General features: G+C 69.0%; 19 protein-coding genes. 8 read left to right on the top strand and 11 right to left on the bottom strand.

Translation table 11 applies throughout. The features are described 5' to 3' along the window. Positions 1-37: 37 nt before the first annotated feature. Positions 38-991 (bottom strand): hypothetical protein, encoded by a 954-nt coding sequence (locus RV986_RS14415; protein ID WP_475917787.1) that lies wholly within the window; start codon positions 989-991, stop codon positions 38-40. Positions 992-1,071: 80 nt separating this feature from the next. Between RV986_RS14415 and RV986_RS14410 the strand changes: the two genes are divergently transcribed. Together RV986_RS14410 and RV986_RS14405 are read left to right on the top strand one after the other, a co-directional pair. Beyond that, positions 1,072-1,266, top strand: a complete 195-nt coding sequence (locus RV986_RS14410) for a DUF3046 domain-containing protein (RefSeq protein WP_475917786.1) — start codon at positions 1,072-1,074, stop codon at positions 1,264-1,266. Between the two features lie 61 nt (positions 1,267-1,327). Continuing rightward, positions 1,328-2,542 carry an AI-2E family transporter gene (locus tag RV986_RS14405; RefSeq protein ID WP_475917785.1) on the top strand — a complete coding sequence of 405 codons (1,215 nt, stop codon included), beginning with the start codon at positions 1,328-1,330 and terminating at the stop codon, positions 2,540-2,542. A gap of 3 nt (positions 2,543-2,545) precedes the next feature. On the opposite strand, the gene RV986_RS14400 is transcribed toward RV986_RS14405, so the two are convergent. After that, positions 2,546-3,394, bottom strand: a complete 849-nt coding sequence (locus RV986_RS14400; protein ID WP_475917784.1) for a hypothetical protein — start codon at positions 3,392-3,394, stop codon at positions 2,546-2,548. Positions 3,395-3,742: 348 nt separating this feature from the next. Here RV986_RS14400 and recA point away from each other — a divergent pair, with 348 nt between their 5' ends. From recA to RV986_RS14380, 4 genes are all read left to right on the top strand, one after another. After that, on the top strand, positions 3,743-4,870 hold the full coding sequence (gene recA, locus RV986_RS14395) for a recombinase RecA (RefSeq protein ID WP_475917783.1): 1,128 nt from the start codon (positions 3,743-3,745) through the stop codon (positions 4,868-4,870). Positions 4,871-4,873: 3 nt separating this feature from the next. Further along, the gene (gene recX, locus RV986_RS14390) at positions 4,874-5,896 is read left to right on the top strand and encodes a recombination regulator RecX (RefSeq protein WP_475917782.1); all 1,023 of its coding nucleotides are present in this window, start codon (positions 4,874-4,876) and stop codon (positions 5,894-5,896) included. A gap of 713 nt (positions 5,897-6,609) precedes the next feature. Next, positions 6,610-7,359: an ArsR/SmtB family transcription factor gene (locus RV986_RS14385; RefSeq protein WP_475917781.1), complete on the top strand. Its 750-nt coding sequence runs from the start codon at positions 6,610-6,612 to the stop codon at positions 7,357-7,359. Further along, positions 7,356-9,890, top strand: a complete 2,535-nt coding sequence (locus tag RV986_RS14380) for an ABC transporter permease (RefSeq protein ID WP_475917780.1) — start codon at positions 7,356-7,358, stop codon at positions 9,888-9,890. Before RV986_RS14385 ends, RV986_RS14380 begins: the two co-directional genes overlap by 4 nt. Before the next feature lie 103 nt (positions 9,891-9,993). Here RV986_RS14380 and RV986_RS14375 read toward each other — a convergent pair whose 3' ends face one another. The 9 genes from RV986_RS14375 to RV986_RS14335 form a co-directional block, all read right to left on the bottom strand. After that, complete coding sequence (locus RV986_RS14375) at positions 9,994-10,389, bottom strand: rhodanese-like domain-containing protein (protein WP_475917779.1); 396 nt, start codon at positions 10,387-10,389, stop codon at positions 9,994-9,996. Then, positions 10,386-10,940 carry a cupin domain-containing protein gene (locus tag RV986_RS14370; protein ID WP_475917778.1) on the bottom strand — a complete coding sequence of 185 codons (555 nt, stop codon included), beginning with the start codon at positions 10,938-10,940 and terminating at the stop codon, positions 10,386-10,388. Before RV986_RS14370 ends, RV986_RS14375 begins: the two co-directional genes overlap by 4 nt. 76 nt (positions 10,941-11,016) lie before the next feature. Next, on the bottom strand, positions 11,017-11,088 hold the full coding sequence (locus tag RV986_RS14365) for a putative leader peptide (RefSeq protein WP_311710492.1): 72 nt from the start codon (positions 11,086-11,088) through the stop codon (positions 11,017-11,019). A 524-nt stretch (positions 11,089-11,612) separates the two neighbouring features. Then, positions 11,613-13,430 carry an FAD-dependent monooxygenase gene (locus tag RV986_RS14360; RefSeq protein WP_475917777.1) on the bottom strand — a complete coding sequence of 606 codons (1,818 nt, stop codon included), beginning with the start codon at positions 13,428-13,430 and terminating at the stop codon, positions 11,613-11,615. Between the two features lie 300 nt (positions 13,431-13,730). Further along, positions 13,731-14,153, bottom strand: a complete 423-nt coding sequence (locus RV986_RS14355) for a response regulator transcription factor (protein ID WP_475917776.1) — start codon at positions 14,151-14,153, stop codon at positions 13,731-13,733. Between the two features lie 2,913 nt (positions 14,154-17,066). Then, on the bottom strand, positions 17,067-17,969 hold the full coding sequence (locus RV986_RS14350) for an amino acid ABC transporter permease (RefSeq protein ID WP_475917775.1): 903 nt from the start codon (positions 17,967-17,969) through the stop codon (positions 17,067-17,069). Beyond that, a complete protein-coding gene (locus RV986_RS14345) occupies positions 17,966-18,631 on the bottom strand; it encodes an amino acid ABC transporter permease (RefSeq protein ID WP_475917774.1) in 666 nt (221 codons plus the stop codon). The genes RV986_RS14350 and RV986_RS14345 overlap by 4 nt, the downstream gene beginning before the upstream one ends. Positions 18,632-18,757: 126 nt before the next feature. Further along, positions 18,758-19,591 (bottom strand): glutamate ABC transporter substrate-binding protein, encoded by an 834-nt coding sequence (locus tag RV986_RS14340; RefSeq protein ID WP_475917773.1) that lies wholly within the window; start codon positions 19,589-19,591, stop codon positions 18,758-18,760. A 146-nt stretch (positions 19,592-19,737) separates the two neighbouring features. Next, positions 19,738-20,514: an amino acid ABC transporter ATP-binding protein gene (locus RV986_RS14335; RefSeq protein ID WP_475917772.1), complete on the bottom strand. Its 777-nt coding sequence runs from the start codon at positions 20,512-20,514 to the stop codon at positions 19,738-19,740. Positions 20,515-20,820: 306 nt separating this feature from the next. Between RV986_RS14335 and RV986_RS14330 the strand changes: the two genes are divergently transcribed. Continuing rightward, on the top strand, positions 20,821-21,507 hold the full coding sequence (locus tag RV986_RS14330; RefSeq protein WP_475917771.1) for a response regulator transcription factor: 687 nt from the start codon (positions 20,821-20,823) through the stop codon (positions 21,505-21,507). Between the two features lie 9 nt (positions 21,508-21,516). Continuing rightward, positions 21,517-22,926, top strand: a complete 1,410-nt coding sequence (locus RV986_RS14325) for a sensor histidine kinase (protein WP_475917770.1) — start codon at positions 21,517-21,519, stop codon at positions 22,924-22,926. Positions 22,927-22,990: the final 64 nt, after the last annotated feature.

Below are 22,990 nucleotides of genomic sequence, written 5' to 3'. Positions count from 1 at the left end.
GGGCTCGCGCCGCATCGCGAGCCCCGAGCGGGCGAAGTCAGCCGATGGGCCGCCCGTACGCCCGTAGGGTGCGCAAGGCCTCGATCGTCACCATGGGACGGCACTCCAGGGCGGTGCCCGGCGCCCACTGACGCCAGCGGACCGGCCAGCCGCCGTCCTCCTGCTGCTCGTCCGCCAGGAAGTCGAGCGAGCGCGCCATCTCCTCGTCGGTGAACCACGCGCGCGCGAGTGAGCCCGGGGTCTTCGCGTAGTCGTGCGGAAAATGGTGCTCGCCCGGCGCGTAGCCGGACGCCACCGGATACGCGTCGAGGCGCTCCGGATCCAGTGCCGCGAGCCGGTGCTCGCGCGTCAGGCGGCCCAGCCGGTCGGCGGCGGCCTCCGCGCGCGGGCGGTCGGGAGCGGAGTCCAGGAAGGCCACGGCCGCCTCGATCTCGTACGGATGGGACTTCTCCAGGGACTCGACCGCCTGCCAGCAGAAGTCGGTGGCCCGGAACAGCCAGGCGTGCCACACCTCGTTGCGGTGCAGCAGGCCCACCACGGGCCCGGTCGCGAGGAGTTCACTCGGCGGATCGTCGACGATCGGTACGAACGGAGCATGCGGATAGCCGCGCTGACTGGGACGGATCGCCGGCAGCGCGCCGTCCGCCGTCGACACGGAGGTCAGATAGCGGCAGACGCGCTCCACGCGCTGTCCGCCGCACCGCCCGATCGAGTCGAGGACACGCAGCGCGTGCCCGGTGTGCAGCGGCTGGCTGACCGGGCCACGCAGATCGGGTTCGAGCGCGTGACCGTATCCCTCGTCGTCGTTGTGGTAGGCGGCCAGCGCGGTCTCCACCGCGTCGGCGCCGCCGACGTCGCAGTTCAGGAAGTGATACGCGAAGCGGCGCTGCTCCAGCACGCGTGCGGTGAGCCAGATGAAGTGCTCGGCGCGCGCGAGCGGGGTCTGCGCCGGGGGCGTCGGGGGGAGTGGAGATGCTCCGGTTTCGGCCATGCCTCAGACCGTAGGACGGAAAGCGGTCTCGGCAAGCGGTCCCGGCCGGGGCCCACTCTCAGGGGCGGGATACTGGAGTCATGCGGTTGACGGTCTTCTGGCAGCGGATGGCGGATCACTTCGGCTCGGGGTACGCCGACACCTTCGCGCGCGATCATGTGATGACGGAGCTCGGCGGACGGACCGTGCACGAGGCGCTGAACGCCGGCTGGGAGGCCAAGGACGTGTGGCGCGTGGTGTGCACGGTCATGAACGTTCCGTACGAAAACCGCTGACGGGCCCAGAAGATCCGGGGGCGGCCCCCCGAGTGTCGGTGGCGTGGGCGAGACTTGCACCGTGGCCCCGACAGACGAGACCGCGCAGGTCGCCCAGCAGGCATCACCCTTCGGCACGACGCCGCCCACTCCGCCCCCGGGCGGGGACGCCGCCGCGCAGGGCGCACGCATGCCGCGCTGGCTGCCGCGCGCGATGGTGCTCGCGCTGACGCTCATAGCCGTCTTCCAACTGGGCAGTTGGGCGTTCCACCAACTGCTCGGGCTGTTGATCAACATTCTCATCGCGTTCTTCCTGGCACTCGCGATCGAGCCCGCGGTGAGCTGGATGGCCTCGTACGGCATGCGCCGTGGGATGGCCACCTTCCTCGTCTTCTTCGGTCTGCTGATCGTGACCGCGGGGTTCATCACGCTGCTCGGCTCGATGCTCGCGGGCCAGATCATCAAGATGGTCGAGGGCTTCCCCGCGTACCTGGACTCGGTGATCAACTGGATCAACTCGACCTTCCACTCCGATCTGAGGCGGGTGGACGTCCAGGACAGCCTGGTCCACTCCGACTGGCTGCGGAAGTACGTGCAGAACAGCGCGACCGGTGTCCTGGACGTGTCCGCGCAGGTACTGGGCGGTCTCTTCAGGCTGCTGACGGTCACGCTGTTCTCGTTCTACTTCGCCGCCGACGGGCCCCGGCTGCGGCGTGCCCTGTGCTCCGTGCTGCCGCCCGCCCGGCAGGCCGAGGTGCTGCGCGCGTGGGAGATCGCCGTCGACAAGACCGGTGGCTACATATACTCGCGCGGCCTGATGGCGCTGGTCTCCGGCGTCGCGCACTACATCCTGCTGCAGTCACTGGGCGTGCCCTACGCGCCCGTGCTCGCCGTCTGGGTGGGCCTGGTCTCGCAGTTCATCCCCACCATCGGCACCTATCTCGCCGGCGCCCTGCCGATGCTGATCGCCTTCACCGTCGATCCCTGGTACGCGCTGTGGGTGCTGATCTTCGTCGTGGTCTACCAGCAGTTCGAGAACTATGTGCTGCAGCCCAAGCTGACCGCCAAGAGCGTGGACATCCATCCCGCGGTCGCCTTCGGCTCGGTCATCGCGGGCACCGCGCTCCTCGGTGCCGTCGGCGCCCTGATCGCCATCCCCGCCGTCGCCACCCTGCAGGCCTTCCTGGGGGCGTATGTGAAGCGCTACGACGTCACCGACGACCCGCGGGTCCAGGGACGCCGGATCAGGAGCTCGCCTCCCTTCCGTACGCGGCTGCGGGGACTGTTCGGCAGATGAGGCTCACCAGGTGAGGGCCGCCCATGCTCCGGCGCCCAGGACCGCCGCCGCGTAGCAGCCGACCGCGGCGTACATGAGCTGTTGTCGTGTCCGGTCGCTCCACGGCGTGCGCGGCAGCAGCCAGGCCAGCGCGGGCAGGACCAGTACGGCGTGCAGGCTCACTCCGTGCAGGGGCTTGAGCGGAGCCGTGGAGCGGTACGCCGCCTCCTGATGACCGGTACGGGTGAGGACGACCCCCCGCGCGATCATCGCGGCGCCCGACACCAGGGCGACGAGCAGGATCGCGAACCCGGAGCGCAGCGCGAGCGGCATCCCCGGGGGACCCGTGGGCCGGTTCCGGAAGGAGGCGACCGCGAACACGGTGAGCAGCACCACGAGGATCCCGCCGCCCACCGCGAGTGTCATCGACACCGCCGTGTCGAAGCCGGTCTCCATGTCGAGATGCGACGGCACCCGGCGCCATGCCTGAAGAGTGATCCCGCCGACCTCCGTGACACAGTCGGCGGCGAACACGAGGAGCAGCATGGTGCGCAGGCGTGTTCCGATCCGCAGATACGACGTGACCCAGGTGATCGCGATCAGCGTCAGTCCGAAGGAGAGCCCGAACGTGACGGGCTTGCGCCAGGAGACGGGCCCGTCCCAGGGGCCGCCGTCCACGGCGAAGACGACCAGATGCGCCAGCCCGGAGAGCGCCAGCACGGCACCGGTCGCATGGCAGAGACGCTCGGCGGGACGCGCCTCGCGCCACGCGGTGGGCGTCCCGCGCCACGCGGTACGCGCCGGGTCCGGTCGTGCCGGGGCGGCGAGGGCGGCGGTCACGACAGGAGTGGGTGTTCCAGGGCGGCTTTCCATGAGGCCCAAGCCTCGGCGGGCCGGGCCCCGAGGTCGTCGTACGACCGAAGGCTCCTCCCGTACACCCCGGGGAGCAGGCGCGGGCGGAACGCGACGTCGGCCCGGATCCGGCCGTTGTCGGACCGCGAACGTAGGCTCGGAGGAGCCGCGTGGTGCGCTTGACACGAAAATCGAACATCCATTCTTATGGAATCTCCGGCGGAGCTCTCGACGGCGATTTCGACAGGGTTTTCATGGATATGTCCCGGAGTTATCCACAGGCCGGACGGGCGTCGGGGCGCATTGTCAGTGGCAGGCGTTAGCGTCTTTGACGTGAAGCGATCGACTCAAGCAAACCGGGTGGAACCCATGGCAGGTACTGACCGCGAGAAGGCGCTCGACGCCGCGCTCGCACAGATTGAACGGCAATTCGGCAAGGGCGCGGTGATGCGCCTGGGCGAGCGGCCGAACGAGCCCATCGAGGTCATCCCCACCGGGTCGACCGCGCTCGACGTGGCCCTCGGTGTCGGCGGCCTGCCGCGCGGCCGAGTGGTGGAGGTGTACGGCCCGGAGTCCTCCGGCAAGACGACCCTGACCCTGCACGCGGTGGCGAACGCCCAGCGGGCCGGCGGACAGGTGGCGTTCATTGACGCCGAGCACGCCCTCGACCCCGAGTACGCGAAGAAGCTCGGCGTCGACATCGACAACCTGATCCTGTCCCAGCCGGACAACGGCGAGCAGGCTCTGGAAATCGTGGACATGCTCGTCCGCTCCGGCGCGCTCGACCTGATCGTCATCGACTCCGTCGCCGCCCTGGTGCCGCGCGCGGAGATCGAGGGCGAGATGGGCGACTCGCACGTGGGTCTGCAGGCCCGTCTGATGAGTCAGGCCCTGCGGAAGATCACCAGCGCGCTCAACCAGTCGAAGACCACCGCGATCTTCATCAACCAGCTCCGCGAGAAGATCGGCGTGATGTTCGGCTCCCCGGAGACCACCACGGGTGGCCGGGCGCTGAAGTTCTACGCCTCGGTGCGACTCGACATCCGCCGCATCGAGACGCTGAAGGACGGCACGGACGCGGTCGGCAACCGCACCCGCGTCAAGGTCGTCAAGAACAAGGTCGCGCCCCCCTTCAAGCAGGCCGAGTTCGACATCCTCTACGGGCACGGCATCAGCCGCGAGGGCGGCCTGATCGACATGGGCGTGGAGCACGGCTTCGTCCGCAAGGCCGGCGCCTGGTACACGTACGAGGGCGACCAGCTCGGCCAGGGCAAGGAGAACGCGCGCAACTTCCTGAAGGACAACCCCGACCTCGCCAACGAGATCGAGAAGAAGATCCTGGAGAAGCTGGGCGTCGGTGTGAGGCCGGTGGAGCCCACCGCCGAGCCGGGCGCGGACGCGGCGGTCTCGACCGCCTCGGACGAGGCCGCGAAGACGGTGCCCGCACCGGCGGCGGCCAAGGCGACCAAGGCCAAGGCCGCGGCGGCCAAGAGCTAGCCCATGACGCGACGAACCGACTGGGCCGAGTACGCCCACCCTGCTGCCCCGCGGGGGCAGGGGTACGGGGGGCAGGACGACTCGGCCGGAGACGGTGGAAGAGCGCACGGCGAGCACGGGGCGTACGGCGGTGAGGCCTACGGGGGTCGGGCCGGGGATGCGTACGGCGATGGGTCGTACGCGGAGGGGTTCGGGCGGGCCGACGGAATGTACGGCGCCGAGGGGTTCGGGGGCGGAGGTCCGGACGGCGAGGGCTTGTCGAACCGCGGCTCGCGCGGTCGTGTCGGCAGGCCGGGCGGCGGCGACGGTCCGGCGGACGACGGTGACGGTGACGGTGACGGCCCGTCGGGTGGTCACGGTTCGCCGGGCGGTGGTTCACGCCGTGGCGGTGAGAGGCGGCGCGGCGACGGAGGGCCGCGTGGTGGACGAGGGCGTCGCAGACGTGGCGGTTTCGGTGAGCCGTCCGGCGACCCACAGGACGGAGGCACTCCTTCCTCGTCGAGGGCCGAGAAGGGGGAGCCCCCAGGGGACCCGGCTGAGCGGGCGCGGGCGATCTGTCTGCGCCTGCTCACCGGGACCCCGCGCACGCGCAAACAACTCGCGGACGCGCTGCGCAAGCGCGAGATCCCCGACGACGTGGCGGACGAGGTGCTGTCACGGTTCGAGGAGGTCGGCCTGATCAACGACAGCGCCTTCGCGGACGCCTGGGTGGAGTCCCGGCATCACGGCCGGGGCCTGGCCCGGCGGGCGCTCGCACAGGAGCTGCGGACCAAGGGAGTGGACTCGACGCTGATCGACGAGGCCGTCGGACAGCTCGACTCCGAGCAGGAGGAGACGACCGCGCGTGAACTCGTCGCGCGCAAGCTGCGCTCCACGCGCGGCCTCGACCGCGACAAGCGGCTGCGGCGTCTCGCGGGCATGCTCGCCCGCAAGGGCTACTCCGAGGGCATGGCCCTGCGCGTGGTCCGCCAGGCACTGGAGGAAGAGGGCGAGGACACGGACGGGCTCGGGGACGAGGGGTTCTGACCCCGCGTGATCCCACGGGGTTCGGAGCACCGCGTGCCGCATCCGCTGGAGGCCATGGGGCCGAGATGCGGTCTCGGGGATGTGCGCGGGGGACGCAGGGGACGCGGGGCGATCGCGGGCCCTGAACACGGTGGACGCGCGGGGGCGCCGATCGCGTTCAGGGCCCGGCGGACGTTCGGACCTGTGGACGTCCGGACCGGCGGACGTCCGGACCTGCGGATCCTCTGTTCTGCTCTGCACCCGCGGGTGGCGGTTTGGACCCGGGGCGGCGGTCCGGAGCCTCGGGGGCGGCTGCCCGTGGGGGCTTTTCGGACTCGTGAGGACGCCTGGCCGGCCTGGCCCGCCTGGCCGAGGCCGTCGCCGTCGCCAGGACGGGGCCATCGCCCACGCCTGTCCGGCTCTCTCGACGATGGGTGTCCGGGCGCCCTGTCGGCGGCGGGTGCGCGGGTCCCTCACCCCTGTGTGCTCGGGCCCTGTCGGCGGCGGGCGCCGGGCCCGTGGCCTTTGTCCGGCCGTGGCCATGGCCGACACACGTGCGGATCCAAGGGTTCGAAGGGCGTCCGGCCCAGGGGCGAGGTGGCATTCCTGCCCTGGGTGGGGCCTCCTGACTCCCTCGCGCAGAGCTTCCTCGCGCGGAGGTGGGGTTAACCCCCGGCTGGAGACGCCGGGCCGCCGCAATGCACAGATGCCTGTGCACAGACGACTGTGTACGTATGGCACAGGAACCCGGCGCGGACCCCTCGGCGAGGCGAGACGAGGAGATTCCGGACGCCCCCACCGAGCTCTCCGACCTCGCCACGCTCAAGGCCCTCGCACAGCCCCGTCGGCAGCGCATGCTTCAGCACCTCACCGTGCAGGGCCCCGCGACCTCGGCGACGCTGGCCCGGGCGCTCGGGCTCAACACCGGAGCCACCAGCTACCACCTGCGTGAACTCGCGCGGTACGGCTTCGTGGAGGAAGTGGACCAGCCGACAGAGACGGGCGGCGGCCATGGCAGGGAGCGCTGGTGGCGGGCCGTTCCCGGTGACCGGCGCTTCCCGCCGCGCAGTCGGCAGAGCCCCGAGATGCGGCTCGTCATGGACGAGCTGAACCACCACGCGTACGCGGCCGACCTCGAACTCTTCGAGCAGATACAGATGCAGATGCGGCCGAGGACGACGCAGTCGAAGACGCAGCCTCAGCAGGGGCCGCAGCCTCAGCAGGTGCAGGGGGAAACGGGCGAAGCCGACCCCTGGGCCGACGCCTTCCCGTACTCGCGGGGAAGCGTCCGCCTGACGCTCCCCGAACTCCGCACGTTCTTCGAGGAGTACATCGCGCTCCTCAATCGATACAAGCGCCCCGAGGCCGACACCCCGCCCGACGCCCGCACCGTGCTCACCCGGTTCCTCGCCTTCCCGGCCCCCGACCCCGCGCCCGAGAGCGAGCCGGCGCCCCACAACGGAACAGAGAGTGCCCCCTCATGATGCTGCGTTACGCCCTGAAGACCGTGCGAGCCCGCAAAGGCAGCTTCCTCGGCGCCTTCCTCGCCCTGATGTGCGCGGCCGCCCTCATCGCCGCCTGCGGCACCCTTCTGGAAACGGGCCTGCGCGGCACGATCGCCACCGAACGGTACGCCGCGACCCCGGTCCTGGTCTCCGCCGACCAGAACGTCCACCAGACCACCGTCAAACACAAGAAGGGCAAGACCAAGGTCAAGCACAAGGCCAAGCCGATCGCCGAACGGGCCTGGCTCCCGGACGACCTCGCGGCTCGACTCCGGCAGGCGCCCGGCGTACGCGAGGTCATCCCCGAACTGACCTTCCTGGCCGAGCCGTTGACACCCGACGGGACCGTCGGCAAGGACCGGCCCGCCTACGGGCATGCGTGGGACTCCGCCGCGCTGACCCCGTACACCCTCAGCGCGGGCACCGCGCCCGAGGCCGACGGCGACCTCGTCGTGGACCGCTACCTCGCCGAGCACGCCCACCTCCGGCCCGGCGACCGCCTCACCGTCCAGTCGACGCAGAGCCCGCGCACCTACCGGGTGACCGGAATCGCCGCGCCCGCCCACGACATGCGCCACCAGACCGCCCTCTTCTTCTCCACAGCCGAGGCCCGTCGTCTCGCCGCCCACCCCGGACAGGTCACGGCCTTCGGGGTGCTGCCCACGAAGGGCACGGACACGACCGCGCTCAAGCAGTCCGTCGCCGAGGCACTGCACGGTACGACCGCGCAGGTCAGTGCCGGTGACGGCCGAGGCCCCGTGGAGTTCCTGGACGCGGCGGCGGCGCGTACGAAACTGGTCAGCATGGGCGGTGCGATGGGCGGTACCTCGCTGCTCGTGGCCGTACTCGTGGTCGTCGGCACCTTCGCGCTCTCCGTGCAGCAGCGTCATCGCGAACTGGCCCTGCTGCGCGCCATCGCCGCCTCTCCGGGCCAGATCCGCCGACTGCTCGGCCGTGAGGCGCTGATCGTCGGGGCGGCCGCCGGCACGACAGGCGCGCTTGTCGGGCTGCCGCTGGGCAGTTGGCTGCAGAGCCGGTTCGTGGTCATGGGCGCCGTCCCGGCCACGCTCCAGCACACCGTCAGCGTCTTCCCGCTGTTCGCCGCGATCGCCGCGACGCTGCTCGGCGCCTGGGCCGCCGCCCGTATCTCCTCCCGCCGGATCGTCCGGATCCGCCCGGCCGAGGCACTCGCCGAAGCCGGCGTCGAACGCACCCGCCCGGCGTGGGGGCGCATCCTCGCGGGTCTCGCCCTGCTCGCCGGCGGTGTCGTCCTCGTCGCCGTGCTCAGCGTGCTGCGTACCGAGCCCGCCTCGACCCCCGTGACCTTCCTGGCCGTCGTGGTCCTCGCCTCCTCCGTCGCGCTGCTCGGCCCGCTGCTGGTCAGGGCGGCCGTGGCCGTACTGGGAGGTCCGCTCGCGCTGACCGGCGCCAGCAGCCGGCTGGCGCGTGCCAATCTCCGCGGGCATGCCACCCGGATGGCCTCCGCCGTCACCCCTCTCACCCTCCTTATCGGCATGACCTGCACGGTTCTCTTCGTCCAGCCGACCCTGGGCAACGCGGCCCGCGCCCAGGCCCGCGAGGGCATCCGCGCCGACTGGGTGGTGGCCGCGCAGGGCCCCGGCGTTCCGGCCGAGGCCGTGCGACAGCTGCGTACGCACCACGACACCGCCACCGAAGTGGTCCGTACGACCGTCCGCGTGGGTCTCGACAAGTACGCCGCCCAGGGAGTCACGCCCGCGGGCCTCACCCGCACCTGGGACCCGGACGTCACCGCCGGCTCCCTGAACAAGCTCGCCGAGGACACCATCGCCGTCAGTGAACTCGCCGCCGGCCAACACCACTTGAAGCCCGGCAGCACCTTGAAACTGACCCTGGGCGACGGCACGCCCGTCACGGTCACCGTTGTCGCCGTCTACGCCAAGGGCCTCGGCTTCGGAGACCTCACCTTCGCCCATGACCTGGTCGCCCGCCATGTGGACAACCCGCTCGCGACCTCCGTCCTGGTCAGCACCGCCCGTACACAGACACAACTCGCGACTACCCTCCGTGAGTTCCCGGGCGTGCGCGTTCTCGCGCCGGCCGCCGCGGACTCGGTCCAGGCCAAACGCCAGCAGGCGAACGCCGAGGTCAACTACCTCGCCATGGGGCTGGTCCTGGCCTTCACCGCCATCGCCGTCGTCAACACGCTGGCCATGTCGGTCGCCGAGCGTGTCCGGGAGTTCGCGCTGCTCCGCCTCGCCGGGGCGACGCGCCGTCAGGTACTGCGGATGCTGCGTACGGAGGCGCTCTCGGTCCTGCTGCTCGCCACCGCGCTCGGCAGCGGTATCGCGCTCGCCGTCCTGACCGCGTTCAGCGTCGGCATGACGGGCCGAGCGGCTCCCGCGGTCACACCCCTGGTGTACGTCGCCGTGGTCGCGACCGCCGGGCTGCTCGCCCTGGCCGCCACCGCCCTGCCGGGCCGGGTGGCGTTGCGGGTGCGCCCCGTGGTGGAGGCCACGGCCCAGGAGTAAGGACCGGTACGCAAGGGTGGGCGCCCCTTACATCAGGGGGCCCACCCTTCTTGCATACGTGGGGCCCACCCTTGCGTACCGCGGGACAGTCACCAGGAGCCGGCTAGACCGTCACAGGAAGCCCGGCCGTCTTCCACGCCTGGAATCCGCCGACCAGGTCGGTCGCCCGATGCAGTCCCAACTGCCGCAGGGAAACGGCCGCGAGGCTGGAGGCATACCCCTCGTTGCAGATCACCACGACCCGCAGATCGTGGCTCGTGGCCTCGGGGGCGCGATGGCTGCCCTGGGGGTCCAGCCGCCACTCCAGTTCGTTGCGCTCGACGACGAGGGCGCCGGGGATCAGCCCGTCGCGCTCGCGCAGGGCGGCATACCGGATGTCGACCAGGAGGGCTTCACCCGCCTGTGCGGCGGCGTACGCCTCCTCGGCCGCGACCCGGTCGAGTCCTTCGCGGACCTGTTCGAGCAACGTGTCGATGCCCACCGGGCGCGGGGCGCTCACTGCCAGTCCTCCGGGCGCTCGACCTGCTCCAGGCGCAGTACCTGACCCGTGCGGCTGTAGCGGCGGATGCGGGGCAGCGGCGGGTAGTACGCGTGGACGGAGATCGCGTGCTCCTCGGTGGACTCGTTGAGCACCTCGTGCACATGGTGGCGGCCGAAGGAGCGGCCCTTGCCGACCGGCAGCCGTCGCTCACGGTCGACGCCCTCGGTGAGTTCCAGGGTCTTCCAGCCGTCGGTGGGCAGGCGGGCGGCGAGCGAGTACTCCTTGAGTTCGCCCGCCGCGGCGACGAAGGCGCCGACCGAGTCGGCGTGGTCGTGCCAGCCGGTCCCGGTACCGGGTGGCCAGCCGATGAGCCAGGCCTCACTGCCGCCGGGCCCTTCGAGGCGCACCCAGGTGCGGCCCTCGGGGTCGAGCGGGAGCGAGGCGATCAGCTCGGCATCGGCGGCGGTACGGCGGACGAAGTCGAGCAGGTCGGCCTGCGTGGGGGCCGTGGGGGCCTGTACCGGCGCCGAGAGGGAAGCGGGGAGGGAAGGAGAGGGGGAGACAGACACGGGTACCGTCCTGGGCGTTCGCGTGGGGGCGCGCATCAGTGGATGAGGGGCGCGCGGGAGATGAAGAGATGCGAATTCAGCAGGACGGACGACACACGCAGCCCGCATAGCGGACGAGGTCCATATGGACCCTCCGCCACAGGTGCACACAGGTGTCGGTCACGATCCGGAGTACACCATGGCGGTGTGCACCGGTCAACTCAGCGTCACTATGTGGACCGCGCGGTGACCGACAGTGGTGTGGCGGCCATGGCCCGGCCCCGCCACCGGCCGAGCGGCCCCTGCCCGAGGCGCCCCGACGGCGCCCGCGTGCTGTCGCCGACCGTCGAGGCCCGGAAGCTCCACCGGCGGCCTCGGGCCCGGAAAGCCGGTCTCCCGGATGATCGCGGGTCCAGAACAGCTCGTGACCTGGCGGTTCCCACGGCGACCGGCGACCGGGGTACCCCGGCGCGCCCGGAACCCGCGGGTGGGCCGGGAGGCCCGCAGGGAATTCGCGGGCGGATCGGGACCCGGACCGGGACCCGGACCGAAGCGGCACCCGGGCCCGGACCCGACGGGACCCGGACCGGACCACGACCCGATCCGGACCGGGACCCGATCCAGACCCGATCCGGATTCGTGCCGGCCCCGACCCGGATTCGTGCCGGACCGGGGCCGACACGAATCCGGGGATCAGCTCGTGCTCGCCGCGGTCTCCGCCTCCGCCTCCACCCGCACCTTGGGGCCGCCGACCGCCGCCTCGGCCGCCGCGTACAGGTCGGCCGGGCGTACCCCGCTCAGCGCGGTGACCAGGTGCCCGTCCGGGCGGATCAGGAGCACGGTGTGCGCGGCCGCGCCCGGGTAGCGCTCGCAGACCAGCAGCTCGGCGGGGTGCGGCAGGGCGGTCACGGCGGCCGCCAGCCGGGGCATGATCCCGGCCGTCACCCAGTGCTTCCGCTCCCACACGCCCGTACCCGGCGCGATCAGCACGACGAGGAGCACCCCGCGCCCGAGCCGCTCCCGCAGCGGCACGAACGAACCGTCCTCCGCGGTCACCCGCACATCGACGACCGGCGCACCGAGGGCGGTGTCCACCGGGGTCTCCGACTCGGCGCGTGGTGGCGCGAGCGGCGAAACGGCGTACGCCCCCGGCGTACCCAATGGGCCGCGCCCCAGGTGACCGTCCACGAGCAGTGCGTCGTGGCCGCGGGCCGATCCGGGGACGTACGAGCGCAGGCCGCCTCCGCCGCGCAGCAGCGGCAGTGCCTGGTCGGCGGCGCGCAGTCGGGCGGCGACGACGGCGCGCCGTTCCGCCTGGTAGCTGTCGAGCAGTGCCTCGTGCGGGCCGTGGTGCCAGGTGAGCGCCAGCTTCCAGGCGAGGTTGTCGGCGTCGCGCAGACCCTCGTCCAGGCCCTGGGTGCCGAGCGCGCCGAGCAGGTGCGCGGCGTCCCCGGCGAGCAGGACACGGCCGGTCCGCCACCGGCGGGCCAGGCGGTGGTGGACGGTGTGGACTCCGGTGTCGAGCAGTTCGTACGGGGGTGTGGAGCCGCCGCTCCAGCCCGCGAGGGTCTCCCGGATGCGGGCCACCAGCAGGTCGGGCGTGACCAGGTCCTTGCCGGGGGGCAGCAGCCAGTCCAGCCGCCACACGTCGTCGGCGAGGGGGCGTGCGGTCACCTCCGTGGCCGAGGGGCCGGACGTCCGCCACGGTGGCATCCGGTGCAACAACGCTTCGCCGGGCCAGGGGAGTTCCGTACGCAGTGCCGCCACGGCGTGTCGCTCGACGGCCGTACGTCCCGGGAAGCGGATGTCCTGGAGCTTGCGCACGGTCGAGCGTGGTCCGTCGCAGCCGACGAGGTAACTGCCGCGCCACCATGTGCCCTTGGGGCCGCGGGTGTGTGCGGTGACGCCCGAGGTCTCCTGCTCGATCGAGTCGAGGCGGCTGTCCGCGACGACCTTGATCAGCCGTTCCCGCGCGATGGCCGCGCGCAGGGCGGCGGTCAGCGTGTGCTGGGCGAGGTGCAGCGGGGCGGGCACGTCGGCGCCCTCGGAGTCCTGCGCGTCCGTACTCGGGCCGAGCCTGGCGCTGTTCAGGCTCGGCGAGCTCCCCTTCGGGTCCCGTGCGCTCCTTCCGGAGCGCTGGGCGCCACTCCCCGCGCCGTGCGGGCCGTCTCCCGCGCCGTGCGCCGCGCCCCCGAGGCCTTGCGCATCGGCTTCGAAGTCCGGCGAGTCCGTGTCGGATGCCCCGGCGGCGAAGTTGATCTCGCGCATCACCTGCTTGCGCCGCATCGACCGCCATCCGGCCCAACGGAAGCCGGCATCGGCGAGGGGCAGGCCTGTCAGGCGTTCGACGAGCGCAGCTGTGTCCTCGCGCAGCACCACCGTCCGCGCGAGCCGTTGTTCGTCCTTGCCCGGCCCCTCGTCGAGGACCACGGAGGGGACCTCCTGGCGGGCCAGCGCAAGGGCCAGCGTGAGGCCCACGGGCCCCGCGCCGACGATGATCACCGGGTCCACGGCGCGCGGCCCCCTGCCCGGAGCGGTGTCCTGAGGAACGTTCGGGAGCAGGCAGTTGGAGCGGGGTGCACGATCACAGAACGTATGCAACCCATTGGCAGAGTTTGCGTCAAGTGACCAGAGGCAGTGTGCCCTCCCGGCTGGCCGTAAGACGGTTACACGGTTACAGAGTCAAGGCCGAGCCCACGCACTGGACTGCACCCGAGGGTACGGCAACCTACCGTGTGGTGTGGCTGTGCGGTCACCATGACCGCACACTCTCACCAGCCCTCGGTGAGACACCCCGAGGGTTCACGTACGTCAAGCGGAGATGCGGAGTTCATTGGCCTGCCATGCGACGCGAGCAGCGTGGAAGCGGCCCTCGACATCCAGTTTCGAGCATATGGAACGTACGTGATCCTTCGCGGTCCCCGGACTGACGGTCAGCGTTTGAGCTATAGACTGATTCGACAGTCCCTCACTCAATAATTCCAAGACTTCACGCTCCCTGGTGGTTAGGGTACAGATCTTCGCCTGTGCATCTCTCTTCTGCGCTGACTCGGTGACTCGTGCTGTGTATTCGCTGATGACCTTTCTTGAGATCTCAGGAGAGAGAGCGCAGCCACCTTTGGATGCCGCGATGATCGCCCATGACAGGTGCTGTGGTGCGCTTTCTTGCAGCAGGATTCCCGATGCGCCCAGGGCGAGTAGTTGGCGCGCTCCTCTTTCCGATATGCGTTCCATTATAACGAGAGTCGCAGGAGATTTTGCAAGCGCTCTTAGCTGAGTGAGGGGCTGGATTGACTCTGTATGTGAGGAAAAGCAAAACAGGATGAGTTCGGGGCGTGTGGCTGCAACCAAGGGTAACGTTTCGTGTATCCTCCCTTCGGCAACCACGCTCAGTTTGAGCTGAGATTCCACGATGGCGCGCAAGCCTGCTCGAAATAGACGCCGATCGTCAATAAGTATTAGCCGTTTCATGTTCCCCCCCCGAGTGGCCTAGGTTCCGCCAAGGCTGCCACTCTGGTCAGGAGAGCAGCGCGGTAGGCGCGTTAGCTCAGCTTATCAATCTCGCCGGCAATGCTTGAGCGCGATCACCTAGAAGTTGAGCCCTTCTTGAGCTTTCGAGTTCTCATGGCAATAATCACTCCGCGATTATTGCCTATCACGCCTAATGTCCTCTTTGTGAGTATAAGGGGGTGGTTTCTGGATTCCGTTCGACTGCGGTCTCTGTTTGCCTCTGGGGAGAGGATGTCAACCCCCCGCTTCGGGGGTGCCTGGTGAGGCTTCCATCTGTTGGGGGGTGTTCTGTGTGCTTCGGATCCGAGAGGTTGGTTGTGGAAATGGTCAAGCATTGCAGCGGGGTCCTCCCTCGCGGCACAACTACAAGAGGAAGAGATATTTTCATGCAAAAAGTGCCCAGAATGCTCCTGGTGGGGTTTGCTGTGATCGGCGGGGTGCTTACGGCATCTTCCACCACATCAGCCAGCAGTGTCGGTGCAAAGGCGCATCCGACCGGCTGCAATTCTGGAATCGCTGACCCCTGGCGGACCTGGGCCGTATGCAAGCACGGCAATGGTGGCCACTACCGGGCCATCGCAAATTGCAAGGACCCCGAGACCGGGAGGCTGACGACGGCAGAGGGGAACTGGCAGAGTGGTGGTGCACTTTCCTACGCGTACTGCAACGGATCCTCTCGGCCCTCGGTTGCGGGCGTCGAGACAAAGTACAACTAAGGGCGTACGAGGTATCAAGAAGCCGCGCTTGGCGTGATCCAAAAGAGCCGATCGGGAGGGAGTTAGAGGAAATGAAGAAGCGTTGGTCAGTGCTGGTGTCCGGCGGTGTTCTGGCAGTGTCCGTCCTTGGCTTTCAAGGCGCGGCATCGGCGGCTTCCACAGGGTCCATCACAATAAAGTCCCACCCAACCGGCTGCTCTTACCAGAAGGCGTCATACGACGGGCATCGGGGTGCGGAGGCCGAGTGCACGAAGAGCAATGGTGGACACTACAAGGCGATCGTAGTGTGTGTGCGGTATATAAACGGTGACAGGGTGTCACGCGAGGCGGGGGTCTGGAAGGCCAGCGGGCCCTCCATCGTGTGGTGCCCGCCGGAGACGTTCCCGGAAACTCCGGGGATCATGACGAAGGCCTCCTAGTCATCTGCATCCTGCATAAGGGTCCGTCAGTTTGCTGACGGACCCTTTCTACTTGTTCAGGGTGGATGACGTCGGTGACGGTCATGCCGACCGGGTACGACAGGCACGGGCCATGGGCCGGACGGCAAGCGACAAGTGGAGCGCGAGGAGCCGCCTGAGACACCCTGAGCCCTTTCCGACCTGCTGGCTGTGACCGGGTGTCGTTGTGCGGGCGGTCGGCGCCGGTGGCGTCCCGCCAGGTGGTGTAGCCGATCAAGCCGCCGGAATGTGCAGGTCGGCGGCGGTGGCTCCGCACGGCCAGGCGCTCAACTCTCCCCAGCAGGGCGCCTCGTGGACCGCCAGCTGGGCGAAGAACACCTGGAACCTCGTACCGGAACGCGTAACGCTTGATCCCCTACACCACGACGCGGGACGCGACCTCGACGCCGAGTCACATGTCCGGTAGAAGAAGCCAGACTTCGGAGAAGGCGAGGCCGTGCTCGTGGGTCACCACCCCGCACGGGCAGCCCAGCGAGATCAGGCGCCAGTCGCAGGTCACCGTCCACGGGTCGGCCTTACCCCCGCACGCCGGGCAGCCGACGGTCTTGGCCGTCCACACTCCGAAAGCGGGTCTGCCGTAACGACGGAAGCGGCCCGCGTACCGGACCTGCCAGGGCTCGACCGGCGTGACCGGATCTGCCCTCCGCGCCGGCGGCGTTTCGGCAGCCGGGCCAGGGGCGGCTTGACGGCCTCAACGTGGTAGGCGCTGGAGTCGGCGTTGCCGGGCCGCGGTAGCCTCACGACCAGCTCTCCGGAAGCGCCCTGTCTGTGGTCGATAAAATCCATCAGCGTGTGGTGGCCGAACTTCTTCTTACACGTCGCGGTCGAGCCCCAACTTGTCGGAGTGCGCGAACAGCAGCACGCCGTGCAGGCCCACGGCTACCTACCGTCCGGTGCCCGCTTTCCGGCCGACTCTCCTACGTACCGGCGCAGACTTAGCATGGGCGTCGCGCAGCGCGGCCAGGGGCCGCTTCCCGCCCGACGCGAGGGTGCCGATCAGCCGGGAGACCGCGGATCGGAGGCCACCAGACCGAACACGGCCGCTCGGTTCGCAGCAGGCCGACGTCGGCCACGCAGTCCCCGCCCCGCGCGACCGCGAGCGCCACGTCTAATTAGCAGTCTCGACGCGGACACGCGGGTAGGATCCGAAGCGCTTCTTCACCTGGAAAGTGCCTCCGACGAGTGTAGGAACAAGGACCTCATCAAACCTGTATTCTCGCTGGTCAGAGCTATGCACTAAGTCACCGGCATTGGCTGGTCGGAGATATTTTCTACTGACGTGATCATCAGCCGGACAGTCCAGCTGATGAAAGCGCGAGAGTTAACGCACTTTCAGGTCGCCTGATGATGCGTCAGGCGAGGGCGTGCAAGGTATCTCTTGAATAGAGATAAAGAAATGTCATTAGATGGTACGTACGCACCAGTTTGATGGCCACTACCCTGCTGAACACGTGCCCGTCAGATCAAGCCGCCGCGCCGGTCCCGTAGGCGCCGCCGACCTCGGCCGCGTTGAGCTTCTCGACCTCCTCGACCCCGAGGACCGCGCCCGTGCTCCGCTTGCTACGCCGTAGCCTGCGCTCCAGCCAGGAGGCGAAGCTGGTGAGGAGGAAGTTCAGCACGATGTAGATGACCGCCACGACGACGAAGCTGGCGATGACGTTGGCGTAGTTGGCCGCGAGCGTGCCGCGCTGGTTGAGCAACTCGGTGAAGCCGATCATTACGCCGCCCAGCGCTGTGTCCTTCACGATGACCACGAGCTGGCTGACGATTGTCGGCAGCATGGCGGTGACCGCCTGCGGGAGCAGGATGCTGGTCATCGTCTGCTCCTTGCGTAGACCGATCGCGTACGCCGCCTCCGACTGCCCCTTGGGCAGGGCAAGAATGCCAGCTCGGACGACCTCGGCGAGGACCGAGGCGTTGTAGAGCACCAAGCCGGTGACCACCGCGTAGAGGGGCCGCTCGTCGCTGGTGACCTGCGTGTAGCGGCTGTAGAACTCGTTGGCGAACAGCATCAGCAGCAGTACCGGGATCGCCCGGAAGAACTCGACGACCACACCTGCCACGATCCGCACCCAGCGGTGGTCGGACAGGCGGGCGATGCCGAAGACGGCCCCGAGTGGAAGGGCGATGACCATGGCCAGAGCCGCCGACTTCAGGGTGTTGGCAAGGCCTGGTAGAAGGTAGGTCGTCCAGGCCTGGGACGTGGTGAACGGCTGCCACAGGGCCCAGCGCAGTTGCTGCTTGTCGTCCAGCTTCCGCCAGATCCACCAGACCAGAGCGGCGAGCAGGACGAAGAAGACGACGGAGACGAGCACGTTGCGCCGCTTGGCGCGGGGGCCCGGAGTGTCGTAGAGGACGGAGCTCATCGCTTCACCGCCAGTCGCTTGCCGAGCCAGCCCATGAGCAGGCCGGTGGGCAGGGTCAGGACTACGAAGCCGAGGGCGAAGACCGCGCCGATCGCCAGCGTCTGAGCCTCGTTCTCGATCATCGTCTTCATCAGGGCCGCGGCCTCGGCGACGCCGATGGCGGCCGCGACGGTGGTGTTCTTCGTCAGGGCGATCAGGACGTTGGCCAGCGGGCCGATGACCGCGCGCAACGCCTGGGGCAGCACGATCAGGCGCAGGGTCTGGCTGAAGCTCAGTCCGATCGCGCGGGCGGCCTCGGCCTGGCCGAGCGGCACGGTGTTGACGCCGGAGCGGATCGCCTCGCAGACGAAGGCGGCCGTGTAGCCGATCAGACCGAAGACCGTCAGGCGGAAGCCCTGGACCTTGAAGTCGGAGGCGCCCATCGTCACACCGAAGATGTCGGCGAGACCGAGCGAGGCGAACAGGATGATGATCGTCAGCGGGATGTTTCGGACGATGGTCACGTAGACGGTGCCGAACCCGCGCATGAGCGGGACCGGGCTGACTCGCATCGAGGCCAGCAGGGTGCCCCAGAACAGGGAGCCGACCGAGGAGAGGACGGTGAGTTTCACCGTCATCCAGAAGGCCCCCAGGACGTCATAACTTTGAAGAAAGTCGAACACGATCTCCCGCGCTTCCGGGTGTGTGGAGTACGTGGAGGGCAGGGCGCGCCGCCGGCAAAAGCGACAGGCAGCGCGCCTCGGCGACCCTGCGTCACCCGCCGGAATGAGCGCCGGCGGTGTTCCGAGCTAGTTGACGATCTGGCCGATCTTCGGGGCCTGCTCGTTCTTGTAGTTGGCCGGGCCGAAGTTCTTGTCGACCGCCTCCTGCCAGGAGCCGTCGCTGACCATCTTCTCCAGCGCCTTGTTGATCTTGTCCACAGTCGCAGTGTCGCCCTTCTTGACGCCGACGCCGTAGTTCTCGTTGCTCAGCTTCAGACCGGCGAGCTTGAACTGGCCCTTGTACTTATCCTGCGCCGCGAAGCCCGCGAGGATCGAGTCGTCGGTGGTCACCGCGTCCACTGCGCCGCTCTGCAGGCTGGCGATGCACTCCGAGTAGGCGCTGTTCGACTTCAGGTTGGCCTTCGGGGCGATCGTCTTCTGGACGTTCTGTGCGGAGGTCGAACCGGTCACGGAACACAGGTTATTGCCGTTGAGGTCCGTGCTCTTGGCGATCTTCGAGTCGTTCTTGACCAGCAGGTCCTGGTGGGCCAGCAGGTAGGGGCCAGCGAAGTCCACCTTCTGCTTGCGCTCGTCCGTGATCGAGTAGGTGGCGGCGATGAACTTCACGTCGCCGCGCTGCAGCGCGTTCTCGCGGTCGGCGCTCTTGGTCTCCACCCACTGGATCTGGTCCGGCTTGTAGCCGAGTTCCTTGGCGACGTAGGTGGCCACGTCCACGTCGAAGCCCGCGAAGGAGCCGTCGGGCTGCTTCAGGCCGAGACCCGGCTGGTCGAATTTGATACCGATCTTGACCTTCTTGTCGCCGTCCGAGCTGCTGCCCGAGTTGTCGCCACCGCACGCGGTGGCGCTCACGGAGAGGGCGAGGAGGACGGCCGAGGCGGCGGTGACCTTGCGGAGCTGCATGATGAACGTCCTTTGTATGGTGGGGAGATACAGGTCTTGAGTGATGAACGTCGGTCTTCAGCACTGAGATTCGGCGCTGAACTCCAGCGGTGAACTCCACTGCTGCACTCCAGTACTGGAGTCCAGCGATGAAGAAGCGCAGGCCGTCAGTGGTGAAGGATCTTCGACAGGAAGTCCTTGGCGCGGTCGCTGCGGGGATTGCTGAAGAACTGGTCCGGCACGGCCTCTTCGACGATGCGGCCGTCGGCCATGAAGACCACCCTGTTGGCAGCCGAACGGGCGAAGCCCATTTCATGGGTGACGACGACCATGGTCATGCCCTCGCGGGCGAGTTGCTGCATGACTTCGAGGACCTCGTTGATCATCTCGGGGTCGAGTGCCGAAGTCGGCTCGTCGAAGAGCATCACCTTGGGGTCCATCGCCAACGCCCGTGCGATCGCCACGCGTTGCTGCTGACCGCCCGACAGCTGCGCGGGGTACTTCTCCGCCTGTGCGCCCACGCCCACCCGGTCGAGCAGCCTGCGGGCCTTCTCCTCGGCCGTCTTCCTGTCGGCCTTGCGGACCTTGATCTGACCCAACATCACGTTTTCGAGCACCGTCTTGTGCGCGAAGAGGTTGAAGGACTGGAAGACCATGCCCACGTCGGCCCGCAGCCGGGCCAGCGCCTTGCCCTCGTCGGGCAGCGGCTTGCCGTCGATCGTGATGTCGCCCGAATCGATCGTCTCCAGGCGGTTGATGGTGCGGCACAGGGTCGACTTCCCGGACCCGGAGGGCCCGATGACCACGACGACCTCGCCACGTGCGATCGTCAGGTCGATGTCCTGGAGCACGTGCAACGCGCCGAAGTGCTTGTTGACGCTCTTCAGGGCGACCAGGTCCTCGGTCGCGGCCACGGCATCCTTGGCCACCGATACTTCGGTCATCGCTCTGGGGCTCCGTCCTCCTCGGTTGCGGTGGACAGTAGTGACCCCGTGCGACCAGCGTCATTACATCTGAGGGGAACTTGAGCATCACGATCCGGTAGCAATCGGACACGTGTCGTAGCAGCTCGTACGCACGCGCGTACCGGCTGGGTAACGGAAGGTCCCCGCAACCCGAAGCCCCTTGACGCCGTCCTTGTCCATCGGCGTGACTTCCATGGTGCACGCGCGCGTGTCCGCGCTCTACAAGCCGCGACCGTATGAACGACAACGCGGGACCGTACGATCAATGAACCGGAGGGGGCCGGAATGAGACTGCTCCTCGTGGAGGACGACAACCATGTCGCCGCCGCCCTGTCCGCGGTGTTGGCGCGGCACGGCTTCGACGTCACCCATGCCCGCAGCGGCGAGGAGGCCCTGCAGGCGCTGGTCCCGGAGAGCGACGGTTTCGGTGTCGTCCTGCTCGACCTGGGCCTGCCCGACCAGGACGGATACGAGGTCTGCGGCAAGATCCGCAAGCGCACCAGCACCCCGGTGATCATGGTCACGGCCCGCTCCGACGTACGGTCCCGGATCCATGGCCTCAACCTCGGCGCCGACGACTACGTGGTGAAGCCGTACGACACCGGTGAACTGCTCGCCCGTATCCACGCCGTGAGCCGGCGCAGCGTCCCCGACGACGCCGCGGCCTCCGGCGAGACCGCGCTGCGGCTCGGCCCGGTCCGTATCGAACTGCTCACCCGCCAGGTCAGCGTGGACGGTTCGGTCGTCCAACTGACCCGCAAGGAGTTCGACCTGCTCGCTCTGCTCGCCCAGCGGCCCGGAGTGGTCTTCCGCCGGGAGCAGATCATCAGCGAGGTGTGGCGCACCAGTTGGGAGGGGACCGGGCGCACTCTGGAGGTGCACGTCGCCTCCCTGCGCTCGAAACTGCGCATGCCCGCGCTGATCGAGACCGTGCGTGGCGTGGGGTACCGGCTCGTCGCTCCCGCGGCGTAGCGTGCACCGGTGCGCACCCGCCTCCTTCCGCTGCTCATCGTCCTGATGGCAGCCGTGCTGCTCGCGCTCGGCATCCCGCTCGCCGGGAGTTTCGCGGCCGCCCAGCAGCAGCGTGTCGTCGTCGACCGCATCGACGACACCGCGCGCTTCGCCGCCCTCGCGCAGTTCGTCACCGACCAGTCGGCCGGCGGCTCCCGGGTGGGCACGACGGACGAGCGCGGGGAGACCCTGCGCAAGGAACTCATCGCGTACTACGAGGTGTACGGCATTCGTGCCGGAGTCTTCTACCGCAATCTCGCTCCCATGGCCAACGCGCCCGAGAACTGGTACCTGCCCGAGGAGGGCGAGGGGCGCGACGCCTTCAACGAGGCGCTCCTCGGCCGTCGCAGCCACGACCCGGAGCAGGTCTGGCCCTGGCAGCGGCACCGGCTCGTCGTCGCCTCCCCGGTCATCCGGGACGGTGACGTCATCGCGGTCGTGGTCACCGACTCGCCCACCGGACAGATGCGTTCGAAGATCCTGCACGGGTGGGTGATCATCGGCGCGGGCGAGGTCGCCGCGATGCTCCTCGCCCTCGGCGCGGCGCTGCGGCTGACCGGCTGGGTGCTCAGGCCCGTACGCGTCCTCGACGCCACCACCCACGACATCGCGACCGGCCGTCTGAAGTCCCGGGTCGCGGCCGCGGGCGGTCCGCCGGAACTCAGGCGCCTGGCCCGGTCGTTCAACGAGATGGCGGACAACGTCGAAGACGTGCTGGAGCAGCAGCGCGCCTTCGTCGCCGACGCCTCGCACCAGCTGCGCAACCCGCTCTCGGCGCTGCTGCTGCGCATCGAACTGCTCGCTCTCGAACTGCCGGAGGACAACGAGGAGATCGCGTCGGTACGCACCGAGGGCAAGCGCCTCGCCCAGGTCCTGGACGACCTGCTCGACCTGGCGCTCGCCGAACACGCCGAGGCGGACATGCGGTTGACCGACATCGGCGAGCTGACGGCCGAGCGCGTCGCGTCCTGGTCACCGCTCGCCGACAGCAAGGGCGTACGGCTGACGGGCACCTGCCCGGCCACCACCGCCTGGGCCGATCCGGTCACGCTGTCCAGCGCCCTGGACGCGGTGATCGACAACGCGCTGAAGTTCACACCCGAGGGGGAGGGCGTCGAGGTGGCGGTCTCCTCGAACGGCGAGGTCTCGACGGTCGTCGTCACCGACCGCGGACCGGGCCTCAGTGACGAGGAACTGGCCCGCATCGGCGACCGTTTCTGGCGCAGCGCCGGACACCAGAACATCAAGGGCTCGGGCCTGGGCCTGTCCATCTCCCGGGTGCTGCTCGCGGCGGGCGGCGGCTCCATCGTGTACGCCCATCACGAGCCGCGCGGGCTGAAGGTGACGGTGACGGTGCCGAGGTCGAGGCCCGAGTCCTGAGTCTGGGAAGGCGACAGCCTGGGAAAGCGACAGCCTGGGAAAGCGTCAGTCCGGGAAGGCGACG

Source organism: Streptomyces sp. RLA012 (genome assembly GCF_056270325.1).
Note: the sequence above shows the minus strand (reverse complement) of the source record. Positions and strands in the feature narration are given on the sequence as shown.

Coding starts and splice junctions, on each gene's coding strand:
- RV986_RS14415 (WP_475917787.1), bottom strand. CDS start 991: ATGGCCGAAACCGGAGCATCTCCACTCCCCCCGACGCCCCCGGCGCAG.
- RV986_RS14410 (WP_475917786.1), top strand. CDS start 1,072: ATGCGGTTGACGGTCTTCTGGCAGCGGATGGCGGATCACTTCGGCTCG.
- RV986_RS14400 (WP_475917784.1), bottom strand. CDS start 3,394: ATGGAAAGCCGCCCTGGAACACCCACTCCTGTCGTGACCGCCGCCCTC.
- recA (WP_475917783.1), top strand. CDS start 3,743: ATGGCAGGTACTGACCGCGAGAAGGCGCTCGACGCCGCGCTCGCACAG.
- recX (WP_475917782.1), top strand. CDS start 4,874: ATGACGCGACGAACCGACTGGGCCGAGTACGCCCACCCTGCTGCCCCG.
- RV986_RS14385 (WP_475917781.1), top strand. CDS start 6,610: ATGGCACAGGAACCCGGCGCGGACCCCTCGGCGAGGCGAGACGAGGAG.
- RV986_RS14380 (WP_475917780.1), top strand. CDS start 7,356: ATGATGCTGCGTTACGCCCTGAAGACCGTGCGAGCCCGCAAAGGCAGC.
- RV986_RS14355 (WP_475917776.1), bottom strand. CDS start 14,153: ATGGAACGCATATCGGAAAGAGGAGCGCGCCAACTACTCGCCCTGGGC.
- RV986_RS14350 (WP_475917775.1), bottom strand. CDS start 17,969: ATGAGCTCCGTCCTCTACGACACTCCGGGCCCCCGCGCCAAGCGGCGC.
- RV986_RS14340 (WP_475917773.1), bottom strand. CDS start 19,591: ATGCAGCTCCGCAAGGTCACCGCCGCCTCGGCCGTCCTCCTCGCCCTC.
- RV986_RS14335 (WP_475917772.1), bottom strand. CDS start 20,514: ATGACCGAAGTATCGGTGGCCAAGGATGCCGTGGCCGCGACCGAGGAC.
- RV986_RS14330 (WP_475917771.1), top strand. CDS start 20,821: ATGAGACTGCTCCTCGTGGAGGACGACAACCATGTCGCCGCCGCCCTG.